This is a genomic window from Chelonobacter oris, from assembly GCF_000772535.1.
Lineage (GTDB): Bacteria > Pseudomonadota > Gammaproteobacteria > Enterobacterales > Pasteurellaceae > Chelonobacter > Chelonobacter oris.
The window spans coordinates 15,009-31,929 of record NZ_JSUM01000013.1 but is presented as its reverse complement, the minus strand read 5'-3'; the positions used below and the strand labels follow the sequence as shown (position 1 = coordinate 31,929).

Annotated in this window: 17 protein-coding genes and 3 tRNA genes; 14 read left to right on the top strand and 6 right to left on the bottom strand. The window is 52.9% G+C overall.

Features of this window, described 5'->3' with window-relative positions; all coding sequences use genetic code 11:
• Positions 1 to 26: 26 nt before the first annotated feature.
• The 3 genes from OA57_RS08000 to OA57_RS12620 form a co-directional block, all read right to left on the bottom strand.
• Positions 27 to 869, bottom strand: coding sequence for an SDR family NAD(P)-dependent oxidoreductase (locus OA57_RS08000; protein ID WP_034616062.1), 843 nt, complete (start codon positions 867 to 869; stop codon positions 27 to 29).
• 158 nt (positions 870 to 1,027) lie between these two features.
• On the bottom strand, positions 1,028 to 1,930 hold the full coding sequence (locus tag OA57_RS07995; protein ID WP_034616058.1) for a LysR family transcriptional regulator: 903 nt from the start codon (positions 1,928 to 1,930) through the stop codon (positions 1,028 to 1,030).
• 231 nt (positions 1,931 to 2,161) lie between these two features.
• Positions 2,162 to 2,344, bottom strand: a complete 183-nt coding sequence (locus tag OA57_RS12620; RefSeq protein WP_152596736.1) for a hypothetical protein — start codon at positions 2,342 to 2,344, stop codon at positions 2,162 to 2,164.
• Between the two features lie 214 nt (positions 2,345 to 2,558).
• Between OA57_RS12620 and OA57_RS07990 the strand changes: the two genes are divergently transcribed.
• The 3 genes from OA57_RS07990 to glsA are packed head-to-tail and all read left to right on the top strand — an operon-like array spanning position 2,559 to position 6,496.
• On the top strand, positions 2,559 to 3,938 hold the full coding sequence (locus tag OA57_RS07990) for a glutamate decarboxylase (protein ID WP_034616055.1): 1,380 nt from the start codon (positions 2,559 to 2,561) through the stop codon (positions 3,936 to 3,938).
• A 15-nt stretch (positions 3,939 to 3,953) separates the two neighbouring features.
• Positions 3,954 to 5,513: a putative glutamine/gamma-aminobutyrate antiporter GadC gene (gadC, locus tag OA57_RS07985; protein ID WP_034616052.1), complete on the top strand. Its 1,560-nt coding sequence runs from the start codon at positions 3,954 to 3,956 to the stop codon at positions 5,511 to 5,513.
• A 59-nt stretch (positions 5,514 to 5,572) separates the two neighbouring features.
• The gene (glsA, locus tag OA57_RS07980) at positions 5,573 to 6,496 is read left to right on the top strand and encodes a glutaminase A (RefSeq protein ID WP_034616050.1); all 924 of its coding nucleotides are present in this window, start codon (positions 5,573 to 5,575) and stop codon (positions 6,494 to 6,496) included.
• Here the strand turns inward: glsA and OA57_RS12710 are convergent.
• Positions 6,486 to 6,647 (bottom strand): hypothetical protein, encoded by a 162-nt coding sequence (locus OA57_RS12710; protein WP_161788342.1) that lies wholly within the window; start codon positions 6,645 to 6,647, stop codon positions 6,486 to 6,488. The genes glsA and OA57_RS12710 overlap by 11 nt on opposite strands.
• Before the next feature lie 29 nt (positions 6,648 to 6,676).
• Between OA57_RS12710 and OA57_RS07975 the strand changes: the two genes are divergently transcribed.
• The 4 genes from OA57_RS07975 to OA57_RS12770 all read left to right on the top strand — a co-directional run bounded on the left by OA57_RS07975 (position 6,677) and on the right by OA57_RS12770 (position 10,381).
• The gene (locus OA57_RS07975; protein ID WP_034616048.1) at positions 6,677 to 7,654 is read left to right on the top strand and encodes an aldo/keto reductase; all 978 of its coding nucleotides are present in this window, start codon (positions 6,677 to 6,679) and stop codon (positions 7,652 to 7,654) included.
• Positions 7,655 to 7,824: 170 nt separating this feature from the next.
• Positions 7,825 to 8,934: an alpha/beta hydrolase gene (locus OA57_RS07970; protein ID WP_034616045.1), complete on the top strand. Its 1,110-nt coding sequence runs from the start codon at positions 7,825 to 7,827 to the stop codon at positions 8,932 to 8,934.
• A gap of 219 nt (positions 8,935 to 9,153) precedes the next feature.
• A complete protein-coding gene (locus tag OA57_RS12775; protein WP_052122437.1) occupies positions 9,154 to 9,852 on the top strand; it encodes a hypothetical protein in 699 nt (232 codons plus the stop codon).
• Positions 9,773 to 10,381 (top strand): DNA/RNA helicase domain-containing protein, encoded by a 609-nt coding sequence (locus OA57_RS12770; RefSeq protein ID WP_200883612.1) that lies wholly within the window; start codon positions 9,773 to 9,775, stop codon positions 10,379 to 10,381. Before OA57_RS12775 ends, OA57_RS12770 begins: the two co-directional genes overlap by 80 nt.
• Before the next feature lie 281 nt (positions 10,382 to 10,662).
• On the opposite strand, the gene OA57_RS07955 is transcribed toward OA57_RS12770, so the two are convergent.
• The gene (locus OA57_RS07955) at positions 10,663 to 11,598 is read right to left on the bottom strand and encodes an AraC family transcriptional regulator (RefSeq protein ID WP_161788341.1); all 936 of its coding nucleotides are present in this window, start codon (positions 11,596 to 11,598) and stop codon (positions 10,663 to 10,665) included.
• 122 nt (positions 11,599 to 11,720) lie between these two features.
• Entirely contained in the window at positions 11,721 to 12,938 is a 1,218-nt protein-coding gene (locus OA57_RS07950) for a YbfB/YjiJ family MFS transporter (RefSeq protein ID WP_235424657.1), read from the bottom strand.
• A gap of 356 nt (positions 12,939 to 13,294) precedes the next feature.
• Between OA57_RS07950 and OA57_RS07945 the strand changes: the two genes are divergently transcribed.
• The 7 genes from OA57_RS07945 (at position 13,295) to OA57_RS12615 (ending at position 16,912) form a co-directional block, all read left to right on the top strand.
• Positions 13,295 to 13,897: a DUF1349 domain-containing protein gene (locus tag OA57_RS07945; RefSeq protein ID WP_034616036.1), complete on the top strand. Its 603-nt coding sequence runs from the start codon at positions 13,295 to 13,297 to the stop codon at positions 13,895 to 13,897.
• A gap of 139 nt (positions 13,898 to 14,036) precedes the next feature.
• Positions 14,037 to 14,258: a YceK/YidQ family lipoprotein gene (locus tag OA57_RS07940; RefSeq protein WP_034616034.1), complete on the top strand. Its 222-nt coding sequence runs from the start codon at positions 14,037 to 14,039 to the stop codon at positions 14,256 to 14,258.
• Positions 14,255 to 16,273 (top strand): DNA helicase Rep, encoded by a 2,019-nt coding sequence (gene rep, locus OA57_RS07935; protein WP_034616031.1) that lies wholly within the window; start codon positions 14,255 to 14,257, stop codon positions 16,271 to 16,273. The genes OA57_RS07940 and rep overlap by 4 nt, the downstream gene beginning before the upstream one ends.
• A gap of 141 nt (positions 16,274 to 16,414) precedes the next feature.
• Positions 16,415 to 16,504: transfer RNA gene (locus tag OA57_RS07930), tRNA-Ser, on the top strand.
• Positions 16,505 to 16,514: 10 nt separating this feature from the next.
• A tRNA-Arg gene (locus tag OA57_RS07925) sits at positions 16,515 to 16,591 on the top strand.
• 62 nt (positions 16,592 to 16,653) lie between these two features.
• Positions 16,654 to 16,730, top strand: a tRNA-Arg gene (locus OA57_RS07920).
• 44 nt (positions 16,731 to 16,774) lie between these two features.
• On the top strand, positions 16,775 to 16,912 hold the full coding sequence (locus OA57_RS12615) for an SEC-C metal-binding domain-containing protein (protein WP_152596735.1): 138 nt from the start codon (positions 16,775 to 16,777) through the stop codon (positions 16,910 to 16,912).
• The last annotated feature ends 9 nt before the right edge of the window (positions 16,913 to 16,921 follow it).

The window sequence follows — 16,921 nt, the reverse complement described above, 5'->3', positions numbered from 1 at the left end:
TCACGTTCCTTTCGCGGCGGGAAGCCTTATGATTGAACCCATTCGGCAAAACGTGCCTGCCAATCGGGGTGCCAGCGTGACAGCGCCGGTCGGTTGTGAATCATGTCGTCTGCCGCCCATTGAATGCGTTTGGCATCGAGTTCGGCGCTGACGGCATTGTCGGGGCAGATCAGGTAAAAATCGCCTTGCGTAAAACGGTCGGCAAAATAATCGGCCACCTGCGCCGCCGTCCACGGCTCATCGGGTTTGTCGGCCGGCCGGCGCAAATCCTGATCGGGGAAGTTCATCGGCGTCCAGGTATAGCCCGGCACCAGCAGATGGGCGCTGATTTTGTCGCCGGCGGTTTGGCGCAATTCGTGTGCCAGCTGCTCGGTCAGCACTTTCACCCCGGCCTTGGCGACCGAGTAGGCGGCATTGCCCGGCGGTGTAGTGATGCCTTCTTTCGAACCGAGGTTTACCACGGCACTGCGCCCGGATTGCGCCAGCATCGGCGGCACAAACAGCGCCTGCGCCTGCACGATGGCAAACAGGTTCACCTCCAGCTGCCGCCGCCACGCCGCCATTTCGCCCCACGGCCCGGCGCCGGCGAGAATGCCGGCATTGTTGATTAAAAGTGCGGTTTCGCCAAAGCGCCCGAAAGCGGTGTCGCGCAAACGGGTGAGATCATCACTCGACGCCACATCGCCGACCACCGCCTCGGTTTCGGTGTTCAGCGTTGCCGCCAGTGTGTTTAACGCCGCCGCATCACGGTCGAACAGGCACAAGCGCATGCCGAATCCGGCCAATTTGTGCGCCAGCGCCGCGCCGATGCCGTTGGCCGCACCGGTAATCACCGCCGCCCGCCCCGGTTGTAAAATATCCTGCTTCATGTTGCTGCTCCGTGTTGCATTGATTTTGACTATTATCGGCAAAACAAGCACGGGAAACAATGTATTGAAATGTGATTTCAGAATGAACGAAAATGCAATAATCAGGCCGTCTGAAACCGCACTTTGGCTTTTCAGACGGCCTGATGGTGTTGATATGACTATAAAAATTCTTTGCGCAAAATGTCTGCCAAGATGTCGAACACCAGTTTCACCCGTGCCGGCAGTAAGGTGGCGGAGGGGCGGTAAACATACAGCTGCCACGGCTCTGCTTTATATCGGTTCAACACCGGCACCAACTCGCCGCGCTTGATATACGGCATCGCCAGATGGTCGGCCAAGTGGGCAAACACTCGTCCGCCGAGCGCCGCCGCCACTTCCGCTTCGGCATTGGCGGTGATAAAGCGTGGATTTTTCGGCAGAAATGCGGCGCCGTCGGCAAACTGCCACTGCCACATTCGTCCGGTGTGCGGGTTGATCAGGCCGCTGAGCGGAAAGCGCTGCTGCAAATCGTGTAAATCTTTCGGCTCGCCCCATTGTGCCAGCAGCGACGGCGCCGCCACCACTTGCGCCCCCATCGGCATAATCGGGCGCACCACCAAGCGGTTGTCGGGCATGCTGCTGATGCGGATGCCGACATCAATCTGTGCATCGACAATATTCACATGCGCCTCGCTCACCCGCCAGTCGAGCACGATGTCGGGGTAGTCGTCCAAACGGCTTAACACCGCCTGAAGCAGCGCTTCGTTTTGGATAAAGCGCGGCAGCGCCACCCGCACCACGCCGCGCATTTCGCCCTGCAACGGGGTTTGCGCCGCTTGGAACAAGGCCTCGCCGTCTGAGAGCCATTGCCGTGCCAACGGGTAAAAATATTCGCCGTAACGGGTGAGCTTGATTTGGCGGGTGTTGCGCTGAAACAGAATTTCGCCCAGCTCTCTTTCCAGCCGGCGAATGGTGCGCGACACTATCGGCGCCGCCACGCCTAAGCGCACCGCCGCTTCGTTGAATTGCAGCGTTTCCGCCGCCGTGCAGAAAATGCGCAATGCTTCCGGTTTGTTCAGCATATCACCGTCCTGTTTGGGTTTTGGGGAACACTATAGCAAAATCCGAGGGCAAGTTATATTGTGCTGAACCGAGGCCGTCTGAAACCGCACTTTGGGTTTTTCAGACGGCCTTGCGGGTTGTTTTCAGGTGCTTGTCTGAAGCGCTTGTGTGTGGCTTAGCCGCCGAATATTCCACTCTATTTGATACCGCCTGAAACCGCGCTTTGCTGTTTTTTCAGACGGCATTGCGGTTTATTTGCGCATGATGAGCCGAAACGCCTGTCGGCAGGTTTGCCGTGTGTGTGGCTTAGCCGCGCAAGATTTGCTCTTCATTTGAGGCCGTCTGAAAACCGCACTTCGGTGTTTTTTCAGACGGCCTTGTTGTGGCTTGGCGTGGTGTGCAGGGCGGCGTCGGGTAATGGATAATGATTTCATTTCAACGGCCAAACCTTTTATTGTACTGCGGCATTTTGTGTTTGGAATCAGGCTGTTGTCGCAATATTGAAAAAATAAAAATCGTTGTGGTGATTTTTTGATTTCCATCGATTTTGGGTGAAAAAACGTTGGTTTTTTCATTTTTGGGGCGTAAGGTGAAGGGGTGAATAGTTGTGATATTCACATTTATCTATTCTACCCAAGGAGGTTCAAAATGAGTAAGCAAGACATTTACGATTCGCGTTTCGGCTCGGTGAGCATGCGCTTGGCGGCAGAGGCCAACCGTTTTCCGCCAACGGAAATGCGGGAAGATGTGGCTTATCAAATGATTCATGACGAGCTGTTTCTTGACGGCAACGCCCGACAAAATCTGGCGACCTTCTGCCAAACCTGGGATGACGAAAATGTACACAAACTGATGGATCTTTCCATCAATAAAAACTGGATTGATAAAGAAGAGTATCCGCAGTCGGCGGAAATCGATGCCCGCTGCGTGCGCATGATGGCCGATTTGTGGCATGCACCGCTGAAAAAAGGTGAAAGTGCGGTCGGCACCAACACCATCGGCTCTTCTGAGGCTTGTATGCTCGGCGGTATGGCGATGAAATGGCGTTGGCGCCAAAAACGGCAAGCGGCGGGCAAGCCGGCCGATAAGCCGAATCTGGTGTGCGGGCCGGTGCAGGTGTGCTGGCATAAATTCGCCCGCTATTGGGATGTGGAAATCCGTGAGATTCCGATGGCGCCGGGCAAGCTGTTTATGGATCCGGAGCGGATGCTGGCGGCTTGTGATGAAAACACCATCGGGGTGGTGCCGACCTTCGGCGTAACGTATACCGGCAATTATGAGTTTCCGAAAGCCATCAGCGATGCGCTTGATCAATTGCAGGCCGAAACGGGGCTGGATATCGATATTCATGTCGATGCGGCCAGCGGCGGCTTTTTGGCGCCTTTCTGCGCGCCGGAAATCGAGTGGGATTTCCGCCTGCCGCGGGTGAAATCAATCAGCAGCTCCGGCCATAAATTCGGGCTGGCGCCGTTGGGCTGCGGCTGGGTGTTGTGGCGTGATCAGGCTTCGCTGCCGCAGGAGCTGGTGTTTAATGTGGATTATCTGGGCGGGCAGGTCGGCACGTTTGCGATTAATTTTTCCCGCCCCGCCGGTCAGGTGATTGCGCAATATTATGAATTTTTGCGCTTGGGGCGTGAGGGCTACCGCAAGGTGCATACGGCGTCTTATCTGGTGGCGGCGTATTTGGCCGAGGCGTTGGCGGATTTGGGGCCGTATGAGTTTATCTGCAAGGGCGACCCGAAAGAAGGCATTCCGGCGGTGTGTTTCAAGTTGAAAGACGGCAGTGACCCGGGCTACACGCTTTATGACGTGTCGGAACGGCTGCGGCTGCGCGGCTGGCAGGTGCCGGCGTTTGCGCTGACCGGCGATTGCAGCGATGTGACCGTGATGCGGATTATGTGCCGCCGCGGCTTTGAGATGGATTTTGCCGATTTGCTGCTGAAAGACTATAAAGCGGTGCTGCAATATCTGCACGACCATCCGCAACGCAGCGGCCTTGCTGAAGGCAGCAGTTTCAATCACACTTGATGAAGGAGTTTTATCATGGCGACACAATCTGCAAACGGCGCCGTGAAAAAGCTCGGCATCACCACACTGGTTATTATGAACATTGTGGCGGTGGTGAGCCTTCGCGGTTTGCCGGCTGAAGCCGAATACGGCTTGAGTTCGATTTTTTATTATGTGTTTGCGGCAATCTTCTTTCTGATTCCGGTTTCGCTGGTGGCGGCCGAATTGGCGACCGGCTGGCCGGAAAAAGGCGGGGTCTTCCGCTGGGTGGGCGAGGCCTTCGGGCCGAAATGGGCTTTTTTGGCGATGTTTATGCTGTGGATCGAGGTGACGGTGTGGTTTCCCACCGCGCTGACCTTCGGCTCGGTGTCGCTGGCGTTTATCGGCCCCGATCAAACTTGGGATCAGGCGCTGTCGGCCAACAAGTTTTTTGTGTTGGCGATTGTGCTGGCGATTTACTGGCTGGCGACGTTTATCGCCTTTAAAGGCGTGAATGCGTTTGCCAAGGTGTCGAAATGGGGCGGCATCATCGGCACCATTGTGCCGGCGGTAATTCTGATTGTGTTGGGCTTTGCCTATCTCTTTTCCGGCCAGCCTTCGCAAATCGAGCTCTCTTGGAGTCAGCTGATGCCGGATTTCTCAAAATTTGACAATATCGTGTTGGCGGCGAGCATTTTCCTGTTTTATGCCGGTATGGAAATGAACGCCATTCATGTGCAGGAAGTCGACAATCCGCGCCGCAATTACCCGATTGCCATCATGATTGCCGCCATCGGCACGGTGACGATTTTTATTCTCGGCACGCTGGCGATTGCGTTTGTGATTCCGCATGCCGACATCAATCTCACCCAAAGCCTGCTGGTGGCTTATGGCGATATGTTTAAATGGGCGGGCTTGTCGTGGCTGGCGCCGGTGGTGGCGGTGGCCTTGGCCGTGGGCGTGTTGGCCGGCGTGGTCACTTGGGTGGCGGGGCCTTCGTCGGGCTTGCTGGAAATTGCCAAAGCGGGCTACCTGCCGCGCTGGTGGCAACACACCAATCAAAACGGCATGGCCACGCATATTTTGCTGTTGCAGGCCTTGATTGTGACCTTGCTGTCGATCTTGTTTGTGGTGCTGCCCAGCGTGCAGTCGGCCTATCAGATTTTAGGGCAGCTGACCGTGATTCTGTATCTGATTATGTATCTGCTGATGTTTGCGGCGGCGATTTATCTGCGCTACAGCCAGCCGCAACGCCCGCGCCCATACCGCATTCCCGGCGGCGATATCGGCATGTGGATTATCGGCGGTGCCGGCTTTATCGGCTCGGCGATTGCGTTTTTGTTCAGCTTTATTCCGCCCAATCAGATTGCCGTCGGCAGCCCTGAGCTGTATATCGGTATTTTGATCGCCGCCACCGTGGTGTTCTGCATCATTCCGTTTGTGATTTACCACGTGCGCAAACCGCACTGGCGGGCGGAAAACAGCGATTTCGCGCCGTTTACCTGGCAGGCTGAAGCCAACGGCCATCCGGGTATTCCGTCGCCATCGGCGGCAGATACCGCCACTGTCGTGCAAAACGCAGCTGCGGCGCAAAAAGCAGACACCCACACGCAGTAAGTGTTCAGACGGCCTCCTGCCCGATAACGGCAGAGGCCGTTTTTTCAAGGAGTTTTATCATGAAAGAGTTGCAACAAGCGGTGGCCAAAGCCTATGCACAGCACGCCCAAGCCCACGGCGGCCGCAATGCCGATTACATTCCTTATCTGGCCGACGTGCCGCCGCAGCTGGCGGCGTTGGCGGTGGTGACCGCAGAAGGCGAAGTGTTCAGCGCCGGTGATGCCGATTTCGCCTTTGCCATCGAATCGATTTCCAAAGTCTGCACCTTGGCGCTGGCGTTGGAAGAAAAGGGCGCGGCGGCGGTGCGCAGCAAAATCGGCGCCAGCCCGACCGGATTGCCGTTTAATTCGGTGATGGCGCTGGAGCTGCACCACGACAAACCGCTATCGCCGCTGGTCAACGCCGGCGCGATGGCGAGCGTGAGCCTGATTGAAGCGGATTCGGCCGAAGCACGCTGGCAGAAAATTCTCGATTGCCAACGCGCACTCGGCAGCGATGCGGTTCAGTTGTCGGCCGAGGTCAACCAATCGGAGCAAACCACCAATTTCCACAACCGCGCCATCGCCTGGCTGCTGTATTCGGCCGGCTTTATCTATGGCGACCCGATGGAGGCTTGCGATGTCTACACCCGCCAATGTTCCACCCTGATCAATACGGTCGACCTCGCCACCATCGCCGCCACACTGGCCGCCCAAGGCATCAACCCACGCAGCGGCAAGCGCGTATTGAAAGCGCAGAATGTGGCGCCTATTCTGGCCGAAATGATGATGGAAGGCTTATACGACGGCTCCGGCGAATGGGCGTATACCGTAGGCCTGCCCGCCAAGAGCGGTGTCGGCGGCGGACTGATGGCCGTCGTGCCCGGCAAACTCGGCATCGCCGCCTTTTCCCCGCCGCTCGACAAACACGGCAACAGCGTGCGCGCGCAAAAAATGGTGGCGCAACTGGCACAGGATTTGGGCTTCAACCTTTTCAACGCCTGAGCAAACCCAACCCGAGGCCGTCTGAAACCGCACTTTGGCTTTCAGACGGCCTTTTCATGCCCGCGCCCGATTGTTTAACCACGCTAAACGGCTTATTCGGCAAAGTGCGGTTTATCTCAACGGCAGATCGGGTTATGCTGAATCTTGACATATTTTTATCGCAAGCCACAGGAGCAAATCATGAAACACAGACAATTGGGCGGCGCACAAGGCTTGAGCGTATCGGCGCTGGGCTTGGGCTGCATGCGCATGACGTTCGGCGATGCGCCGGTCGGCGACAAAGCGCAGATGATTGAATTTATCCGCCAAGCGGTTGCACATGGAGTCAGCTTTTTCGACACTGCCGAAGTATACGGCCCGTTTGACAATGAAGAATTGGTGGGCGAAGCGCTGGCGCCGTTTAAAAACCAAGTGGTTATCGCCACCAAATTCGGTTTCAATCCCGATAAAGACGGCAAGCCGACCATCGCCGCCGGGCTGAACAGCCGCCCCGAGCGTATCCGCCAAGTGGCGGAAGCATCGCTCAAACGCTTGCAGGTTGAGGCGATTGATCTGTTTTACCAACACCGCCCCGATCCGGCAGTGCCGGTGGAAGAGGTGGCCGGAGCGGTGAAAGATTTGATCGCCGAGGGCAAAGTGAAGCATTTCGGGCTGTCGGAATCGAACGCCGAACAGATCCGCCGCGCCCATGCCGTACAACCCGTTACCGCCCTGCAAAGCGAATATTCACTGTTTTGGCGCGAAATCGAGCAAAATAATGTGCTGGCTGCCTGCGAAGAATTGGGCATCGGGTTAGTGCCCTACAGCCCGCTCGGGCGCGGTTTTCTCACCGGCACCATCACCGTCGGCCAAAAATTCGCCGCCAACGACATCCGCGCCAACAACCCGCGCTTCACCGATGAAGCCATCCGCGCCAATCAGGCGGTGGTGGATTTACTGCTGCGCATCGGGCAGGAAAAGGGCGGTGCGACACCTGCGCAAATCGCCTTAGCCTGGCTACTGGCACAAAAACCGTGGATCGTACCGATTCCCGGTAGCCGCAACCTGAAACGCTTAGACGAAAATCTGGGCGCGGCGGATATTGTACTGACCCCCGCCGATTTATCGTCCATCGAACAAGCGATGGCAGAGATTGACGTGGTGGGCGCGCGGTATTGATACCGCTTCAGGCCGTCTGCAAGCTTAAGTGCGGTTTAAAAGCGGCAGTAGCTGTTTTCGCCCATCATGATCCGCCGATGGGCGAGTCGTTGGTAAATAATAACATTCAGGTTTAACAAGCCGATGATGTCGGTATTGATCCGCTGAAACGTCAAATCCAAGGAGATTTTATGTTTAAAAAACGCCTTAGTACATTATTGATAGCAGCCTGCTCACTGGCAACCGTTGGTTTCGCCGCGCCCTTGTCGATTGAACAACAAGGCAGTTTTGCCGTGGGCGGCACAGTAAAAACCAGCCCCGGCACTTACACACCGGTTCCCGCCGCAATCGCCGGCAAAAGCAGCAACAACTTTTGGGACGTATACAACGCCTCGGTGCAGGCCGGCGGTCAAACCCTGCACGGCGATCACGCCAGCGTGTTTTACCAAATTCCGACCCGTGCCAAAGCGCACCCGCTGGTGTTTTTACACGGCTACGGCCAATCCGCACGCAGCTGGCAAACCACGCCCGACGGCCGTGAAGGCTTCGACACGCTGTTTTTACGCAAAGGCTACCCGATTTATCTGGTCGACCAACCGCGGCGCGGCCAAGCCGGGCAAAGCACCGTAGCCGCCGAACTCGCCGCCGTGCCTGACGACCAATTTTGGTACGCCCAATTCCGCATCGGCGTATATCCGAACATGAATCCCGGCGTGGCATTTCCGAGCGACAAAGCCGCCCAAGCACAATTCTTCCGCCAAATGACCCCGAGCACCGGCGCATTTGACGTCGGCGTGATAACCGACAGCATGGTGAAGCTGTTTGACAAAACCGGCGGCGGCATTTTCATCACCCATTCCGCCGGCGGCGTGATTGGCTGGACAACCGCCATGGCAAGCGACAAAGTCAACGCCATCGCCGCCTATGAGCCGGGCAACTTCCCGTTTCCCGAAGGCGAAACGCCGCCGGCATTAACAAGCCGCTTCGGCGATGTCGCCCCGATGAGCGTACCCAAAGCGCAATTTGACAAGCTGACCCGCCTGCCGATTGTGATTTATTTCGGCGACTTTATCCCCGAGCAATTAGACGGCACACAAGGCGGCGAGCAATGGCATGTGCGGTTGCAGTTGGCCAAACAATGGGCCGATGCGGTCAACAAACACGGCGGTGATGTTACCGTGGTCGAGCTGCCTAAAGCCGGCATCAAAGGCAACACCCATTTCCCGTTTTCCGATTTAAACAATGCAGAAGTAGCGGAACATTTGGCGGGTTGGCTGAAGGCAAAAGGGTTGGATAACTAAACACCGTCGTGCCGCTTAACTTGCGGCACGACGGGTGCAGATGCCGAACGGGAATATTTACTTCCACAAAAACAGCAACATGATGATTTTGATCATGCGCTTGCAGTTAAGCCGTATCATGATGAGAGATTGATGAAATTATTAGCTTCTGATTTTAAATTTTAAAAGTATAATTGGTGATATAAATAACGAATCATACCTAAACAAAAGATATTAAAAATGAATAGAAGCTATTATCAAAATACGATAAAAAAATTTTTATCAGAAGATACAAATGCAATTTTTGGGCGATTGGCAAAAAATCATCAACACGATCTTGAGGATTTACAAAAAAATGCTTGGTTAAAGCAAATTGCATTTTTAAAATCACAGCTTCAGAATATTGAGGGAAATATTTACTTTGAATTTTCGATTCCCAGAATGGGAAAGCGGGTTGATAACATCATTATTTCAAAAAATATCATTTTTGTTATCGAATTCAAGATTGGCGACACGCGCTACACAAAAGACGCTCAGGATCAAACTATTGATTATTGCTTGGATTTATTGAATTTTCATGAAGGCAGCCATAATCAGACCATTATTCCTATATTGGTTGCAACAAAAGCTCCCAATCAAGTAAACAACATAACAGCCGCCCCCCATTTAGACGATTGCATATTGTGTAATGAAAGTAATTTTGAGCACACGTTAAAAGCGATCTTATCGGCTCAAAGTGCACAATCCAATATCAATGCTGCAGCTTGGGAAGCTAGCGTATACAAACCGACGCCAACCATTATTGAAGCGGCTCAAGCAGCACTTTATAAAGGGCATAATGTTCAGGAAATTTCGAGAAGTGATTCCGGCGCAATCAATCTTTCTCGAACTGCCGCTGCAATTAATCGCATTATTGATAAGGCAAAAAGCGATTTTTGATTTAATCAAAGATAGCTACCCTATTTTGCTTACCAGAAATTTAAATACCGCAAAAAATTGGTTAAAACAAAAAGCAAAAGGAACAGAAAGAATAGGTATTGTTGCAAGTTCTGGTGGGCGAAGGCTACGTTCAGAAGGCATTGATGTTAAAAATGAAATATCTCCAGCCAATTGGTTTTTAAATGATCAAAATGATGTTCGTGCATCATATTACTTAGAAGAAATTGCGACCGAATTTGATATACAAGGCTTGGAGATTGATTTTACTTGTGTAGCATGGGATATCAATTTGTATCACAATAACAGCCAATGGCATTATCAGAATTTTAAAGGGACAAAGTGGCAAAATATCAATCAACAGTCTGCTAAAGATTATTTATTAAACTCATACCGTGTCTTATTGACCAGAGCCAGACAAGGAATGATTATTTATATTCCGGAAGTTGATGGTACTGATGTGACAAGACCTAAGAATCTTTATGATAGTACTTTTGAGTACCTAAAAAAATGTGGCTTATCTGTGATATAAAACTATTATGGGTTGGTTGTGAGTTAGTTCTAATTCAATAAATAAAAGGCCTTTGTCTTATTCAACAGATAAAATCATTTTCACATCAATGCATTGGATAACGTGCCGCCAATTAACACATATTCGCGGGAAACGGTATTTATTGCCGTGTTTGATTGAAAAAAGCCAAAGTGCGGTTTCAGACGGCCTTTGTTTAAACAGTGTCATTTCATTCGACGAAGCTGTTTAGGACACCCTCGGGTATCCCGACAAAGCAAACCGAGGCCGGTTCCCAACTGCTGTCAAGCCAGCCCGTGCTGTTTGCGCCATTGCAGCGGGGAGATGCCGTGCCATTGGTGGAAGGCGCGGCTGAAGGAGTGGGTTTCTTGGTAGCCGAGGTAAAAGGCGATTTCGCCGATGCCCATGTCTTGGCGTTGCAGCAGTTGTTCCGCCGTTTGCGCACGGGTGGCTTCGAGCAGCCGGCCGAAGCTGAGGTTTTCGGCTTTCAGACGGCGTTGCAGGGTGCGCGGGGTGATAAACAGGCGGGCGGCGATTTGTTCGAGCGTGGGTTTGTTGCCGTTGAGCAGGCGGGCGATTTCCTGCTGCACTTGTTGTTGCAGGCTTTGCGGATAGGGCGCGCCGCTGTTTTGCGCCAACAGCGGTTGGAACAGGTGCAGCAGTTCGGCGTTGTGGTTGTTGAGCGGCAGCTCGAGGGTGCGGTTGGCGTAAACAATGGCATTGCGTTCGGCTTGCGTGATAATCGGGCAGCCAAAATAAGCCTGATAGCCCGGCGGAATGCGGTTGCGGGTGAGCTCGATCCGCAACGGGGCGGGTGTGGGGTTGAGGCTGAGGACGAGGGTGTGCTGGATGGAGCGGAAAAACATATCGCTGATGATGTCGGGTTCGGGCTGCTCGCTGAACGGCCATTGTGAGGAAACGGCGGTTTCTTCTGCGCGCCGGTCGATGCAGATCCGTTGCGGGCAGACCATTTTTTTGTAGCGCGCCAGCCGTTCGAGTGCGGCGAGAAAATGGCAGGAATGCATCATCACGATGGTGGCGGGGTCGCAGCCGGCCTGATTGTCGCCGCCGTCGATTTTCAGGCCGAGCAGCGGGTCGCCGCTTTGCTGTGCCACGGCTTGCCAAAAGGCGAAATAGTGCGCAGTCGGCAGGGTGGGGCGGCTGTCGGATAATACGGTCGGCGAAATGCCGGCCGCTTTCATCAGCTGCACGATGTCCATACCCATGCTGCTGATTTGGATTAAGATGTTGTGATTCAAGGGAAATTTATCGGGTGCGTGCATACGGTTGCTTTATCGGTTGCCGGTGGTTTGATTGTAGAACAATTGGGCGGGAAGTCACGCTAAAATTTTCCACGCCGGCGGTTCAGCGCTTCCAACAACAGCGCCAGCACCAGCGCCGCCGCGCCGATGGCAAACAGCGTGCGGTGGCCGCCGTGGGTGAGGTTGAACACCATCGACAGCAAATAACCGGCAGCGGCTTGAAAGGCGGCGAAAAACACTGTTGCCCGGCTCCAGCCCAGATGCTGTTTGTGCGGCTCGGGCACGGTTTCGTTAATCCGCGCCAACATCAGCGGCACAATGCCCGGCGGAAACGTGCCGATGATAACGGTCAGCCCGATCAGCAGCAGATAATGATCGCTGTAAGCCAGTGCAAACAAGGCCAGCATCTGAGCCAGCAACACCATGCGCAGGGTCGGCTTGGCGCCGAAACGGTCGGCAAAATAGCCGTACAGCACCGGCCCGATCATCGAGCCGATACCGTACACGCCCCAAAACAGCGCGCCGGTGTGCGTGCCCAGCGCCATACCGCGTGCGATAAAATCCACCAGAAACACCGCCGGCGCCACAATGCTGACCGCAATCAGCGAATATTGCGCATACAGAATCCACAGCGGTTTGGGGGACGACAAGTGCGGTGCGGCGTTGCCGTTTGCGGCCGCATCGGAATGTGCCGGCACCACGTGCAACAGCGGCGCAGGCTTGGGCAGATTCCACCAGCTCAACAAGGTCAGCAGCGCCGACACCACGCCCAAGCCGTACCAAGTAGCGCGCAGCCCCAAATCAATCAACAGCGGCACCAGCGTGGCCGAGGCAAAAATGCCCAACCCGATGCCGAGAAAAATCGCCCCACTGGCCAAATTGCGGCTGCCGGCGGGCACATGCGGCAACACCGTGGCCGCCACCAACACCATAATCGCCCCGCCGGAAATGCCCGACACCAACCGCCACACAAAATACCACCCCACCGACAACGGAAACGCACAGGCGAAAAACGACAAAGTGACCGCCAACATCATCAGCCGCAAAGTGTGGTTGTTGGAAAAACGCGCCGCCAGCGGCCGCCCGAGCAACGCCCCGATCAGATAACCGGCCAGATTGGCCGCCCCCAGATAAGCCGCATCGGCCGAAGAAAACCAATGCTGGTTAATCAGCTCCGGCAAGAGCGGCGTGTAGGCAAAACGCGCCAGCCCGATAGCAATCAAACTGGCCGACAAACCTGCAAAAATATAGCGCATCATCGCACTGCGGGAAACGGCATGCGGCATGGTGTGTGACATGGGTTGCAATCCTCAATGAAAAAAGGCGCTTTAAGCGCCCGTAAAACGAATGGGGCGTTATTTCAGCGGTAGAAACCAATACCGATTATTTGATAGGGTTTCACTTTCACGCCTATTTGGATACAGGAAGTTTACAGACCGTCCGGCAATCATGCGAGTCCGTATACGACAAAAATGTGGCAAAACACGACAATTTTTGCATCAAATGCGACGGATACTCACTATTTCACTTTCCGCTGCTGTAGCTTTTAAGACTGTTTTTCTTTATATTACGTTATAAACGCCTTTTCTTGGGTGAAAAGCCGTCACAAATCGAACTGAAATATTAACAGCCCTAACACACAAACGAGCCAACCATGACCATCGATTTCAACACCTTCCAATGGGCCGGCCACCCGGCCGAATGGGAAATTCAGAACCGGCAAATCCGCATCAAAACGCGCCCGCATACCGATTTGTGGCAGCGCACTTATTACCATTTTCAAAATGACAATGCGCCCTTATTTCAGACGGCCAGTGCCGAAGCCTACTTTTCCTTCAGCGTGAAAGTTGCTTTTGACAGCAAACACCGCTTTGATCAGGCCGGCATCGTGGTTTATCTGGACAGTGAAAACTGGCTGAAAGCTTCGGTTGAATATGAAAATGCCGATTTCCAGCATTTGGGCAGCGTGGTCACCAATCAAGGCTATTCGGATTGGGCGACAACCGCCATCGACAGCGCCCACAAATCCATCTATTACCGCCTGAGCCGGCGGGAAGCCGATTTTTGTATCGAATCCTCTTTTGACGGCATCAACTTCAGCCAAATGCGCATTTGCCACCTAAGCAAAGCCGAAGCCGAAATCCGTTTCGGCATCTATGCGTGCAGCCCGGAAGAATCGAGCTTTGAAGCTGTTTTCAGCGAATTCGCTTTAACCGAATGCCGCTGGCCGGCGCATAACGGGCAAGCGCCCGATTAATGTTGAGGCCGTCTGAAACCGCACTTTTAAGAGGCTGCTCAGCGGCGGCATTCAAGTGCGGTTCAGCAGCACACAAACCGTTTCCCCTTGCCGGCGATTCTCTTTATAATCACCCCATTTTCCATTCGGACAAAAGCGCATGTATAAATTCCTCTCACTCTCGTTATTTTGTCTAACGTTAAGCGGCTGCGGCACGATTGTGACCCTGATTAATCCGGCTACGCCCTATTCGGCGTATGCCGGAGTGAAATACGATTACCAGATGGCACAACGTTGGGGATTGCCGATTTTGGATATTCCGCTGTCGTTTATTCTGGATACCGCACTTTTGCCCTACGCTTTGGCACAGGACGGCCAATGAAACTCAATCCGCAACAACAACATGCCGTCGACTATGCCCACGGGCCGTGTCTGGTCTTGGCCGGAGCCGGTTCGGGCAAAACACGGGTAATCATCAATAAAATCGCCTATTTAATCGCCAAGTGCGGTTACTCGCCGAAGCAGATTGCCGCCGTCACCTTTACCAACAAAGCGGCTCGTGAAATGAAAGAACGGGTAGCTCATTCGATCGGCAAAGAAGCCGGCAAAGGACTGATTGTTTCGACTTTTCACACCCTTGGCTTCGATATTATCAAACGGGAATATCGCCATTTGGGCTACAAAGCCAATATCACGCTGTTTGATCAGCACGATCAATTCGCCTTGTTAAAAGCGCTGACCGAGCCGTATTTGAAAGAAGATAAAGATCTGCTCAATCAGTTGTTAAGCACTATATCTAACTGGAAAAACGATCTGATCCTGCCGGAACGGGCGAAAGGCATTGCCGACGGGCAAAAAGAGACGCTGTTTGCGCTCTGCTACGAACAGTATCATAACCAGATTCGAGCCTATAATGCGCTCGATTTTGACGATTTGATTATGCTGCCTACCCTGCTGTTTCGGCAATATCCCAAAGTGCGGTCACGCTGGCAGGCAAAAATCCGCTATCTGTTGGTGGACGAATATCAGGATACCAATACCAGCCAATACGAATTGATCAAATTGTTGGTCGGAGAACAAGCGAACTTTACTGTGGTCGGCGATGACGATCAATCGATTTACTCTTGGCGCGGCGCCCGCCCACAAAATATGATCCGCTTGCGCGACGATTTCCCGACACTGAATGTCATCAAACTGGAACAAAATTACCGCTCTACCGCACGGATTTTGCACGCAGCCAATATTTTGATCGACAACAACGATCATGTTTTTGAGAAAAAGCTGTTTTCAAATTTAGGGCAAGGCGAAAAACTGGCTGTTATCGAAGCCAAAAACGAAGAACACGAAGCGGAACGCATTGTAGCGGAATTAGTCGCGCACCGTTTTCTGCGCCGCAGTCATTACCGTGATTATGCGATTTTATATCGCGGCAACCATCAATCCCGTCTGTTGGAAAAAATGCTGATGCAAAACCGCATTCCGTACAAAATTTCCGGCGGCACCTCGTTTTTTTCCAGAGCCGAAATTAAGGACATGATGGCCTATTTACGTTTGGTGGTGAATCAAGACGATGATGCGGCGTTTCTGCGCATTGTAAATACCCCGAAACGGGAAATCGGCACGGCAACCTTGGAAAAGCTCGGCATTCTGGCACAAGAAAAGCATATCAGCCTGTTTGCCGCCATTTTTGAATTTGAACTGATTCAACGCCTGCCGCCGCGCGGCTACCAAGCATTACAAAATTTCGCACGCTGGATAGTCGAACGCCATGATCAAGCCCATCGCAGCGATGCCGAAAGTGCGGTCAGAGATATGCTGGCAGGCTTGCAATATCAGGAATATTTGTATGAACACGCCGCCAGCCCGACACAGGCGGAAATGCAGAGTAAAAATGTCGCGACACTGTTTGAATGGGTCGCCGGCATGTTACGCGGTGATGAATACAACGAAGCCATGACGCTCAATCAAGTGGTAACCCGTCTAACCTTACGCGATATGCTGGAACGCGGTGAAGAAGACGACGAAAGTGATCAAGTGCAATTAATGACGCTGCACGCCTCAAAAGGCTTGGAGTTTCCGTATGTCTATCTGATCGGCATGGAAGAAGGCATTTTGCCGCACCAAACCAGCATTGACGAAAACAATGTAGAGGAAGAACGACGTTTAGCCTATGTCGGCATTACCCGTGCACAACAGGAACTCACATTTTCGTTATGTAAAGAGCGGCGGCAATACGGCGAACTGATTCGTCCTGAACCCAGCCGTTTCTTACAAGAATTGCCGCAAGATGATCTGCAATGGGAACGGGATAAGCCGGCGATGACCGAAGCCCAAATCGAACAGAAAACCAGCAGTCACGTATCCAATTTAAAAGCGATGCTAAAACGAAAAAACTGAATCGTGCTATGATGATGATTTCACCGCAATTGCTTGCAAATCAAGCAAACGAGAGCAAAACAAAGACAAAAGTGCGGTTTCCGTTAAAAAGCAATTGACATATTTTTCGAAAACCGTATTATGTGCGCTCAAACCGATTGCGGTGAGATGGCCGAGAGGCTGAAGGCGCACCCCTGCTAAGGGTGTATACGGGAAACTGTATCGAGGGTTCGAATCCCTCTCTCACCGCCATTTGTTCTGCGCATCCGTAGCTCAGCTGGATAGAGTACTCGGCTACGAACCGAGCGGTCAGAGGTTCGAATCCTCTCGGATGCGCCATTTTAATGCTTACTCTCATTAAAATGTAAAAAGAAAAAATGCAGGTTAGCCATTCAAACGACGCATCCGTAGCTCAGCTGGATAGAGTACTCGGCTACGAACCGAGCGGTCAGAGGTTCGAATCCTCTCGGATGCGCCATTTTTTTCTCTGTTTCATCTCTTTTATTTTCTTGCGATATCGCCATGACAATTGCAACTTCTTCATTGTGTCCTTGCCAATCCCAAACACAGTATCAAGATTGCTGCGGTTTACTGCATAACGGCAAAAACACCGCCCTCAATGCCGAACAATTAATGCGTTCGCTGTATCCAACCACTTAATATGAGAAA

Bases quoted from the DNA above. Each gene is read 5' to 3' on its own strand.
- gadC (WP_034616052.1), top strand. From the start codon at position 3,954: ATGGCGACACAATCTGCAAACGGCGCCGTGAAAAAGCTCGGCATCACC.
- OA57_RS12710 (WP_161788342.1), bottom strand. From the start codon at position 6,647: ATGTCAAGATTCAGCATAACCCGATCTGCCGTTGAGATAAACCGCACT.
- OA57_RS07990 (WP_034616055.1), top strand. From the start codon at position 2,559: ATGAGTAAGCAAGACATTTACGATTCGCGTTTCGGCTCGGTGAGCATG.
- OA57_RS07975 (WP_034616048.1), top strand. From the start codon at position 6,677: ATGAAACACAGACAATTGGGCGGCGCACAAGGCTTGAGCGTATCGGCG.
- OA57_RS07970 (WP_034616045.1), top strand. From the start codon at position 7,825: ATGTTTAAAAAACGCCTTAGTACATTATTGATAGCAGCCTGCTCACTG.
- rep (WP_034616031.1), top strand. From the start codon at position 14,255: ATGAAACTCAATCCGCAACAACAACATGCCGTCGACTATGCCCACGGG.
- glsA (WP_034616050.1), top strand. From the start codon at position 5,573: ATGAAAGAGTTGCAACAAGCGGTGGCCAAAGCCTATGCACAGCACGCC.
- OA57_RS07995 (WP_034616058.1), bottom strand. From the start codon at position 1,930: ATGCTGAACAAACCGGAAGCATTGCGCATTTTCTGCACGGCGGCGGAA.
- OA57_RS07950 (WP_235424657.1), bottom strand. From the start codon at position 12,938: ATGTCACACACCATGCCGCATGCCGTTTCCCGCAGTGCGATGATGCGC.
- OA57_RS08000 (WP_034616062.1), bottom strand. From the start codon at position 869: ATGAAGCAGGATATTTTACAACCGGGGCGGGCGGCGGTGATTACCGGT.
- OA57_RS07955 (WP_161788341.1), bottom strand. From the start codon at position 11,598: ATGGACATCGTGCAGCTGATGAAAGCGGCCGGCATTTCGCCGACCGTA.
- OA57_RS12615 (WP_152596735.1), top strand. From the start codon at position 16,775: ATGACAATTGCAACTTCTTCATTGTGTCCTTGCCAATCCCAAACACAG.
- OA57_RS12775 (WP_052122437.1), top strand. From the start codon at position 9,154: ATGAATAGAAGCTATTATCAAAATACGATAAAAAAATTTTTATCAGAA.
- OA57_RS12620 (WP_152596736.1), bottom strand. From the start codon at position 2,344: ATGAAATCATTATCCATTACCCGACGCCGCCCTGCACACCACGCCAAG.
- OA57_RS07940 (WP_034616034.1), top strand. From the start codon at position 14,037: ATGTATAAATTCCTCTCACTCTCGTTATTTTGTCTAACGTTAAGCGGC.
- OA57_RS07945 (WP_034616036.1), top strand. From the start codon at position 13,295: ATGACCATCGATTTCAACACCTTCCAATGGGCCGGCCACCCGGCCGAA.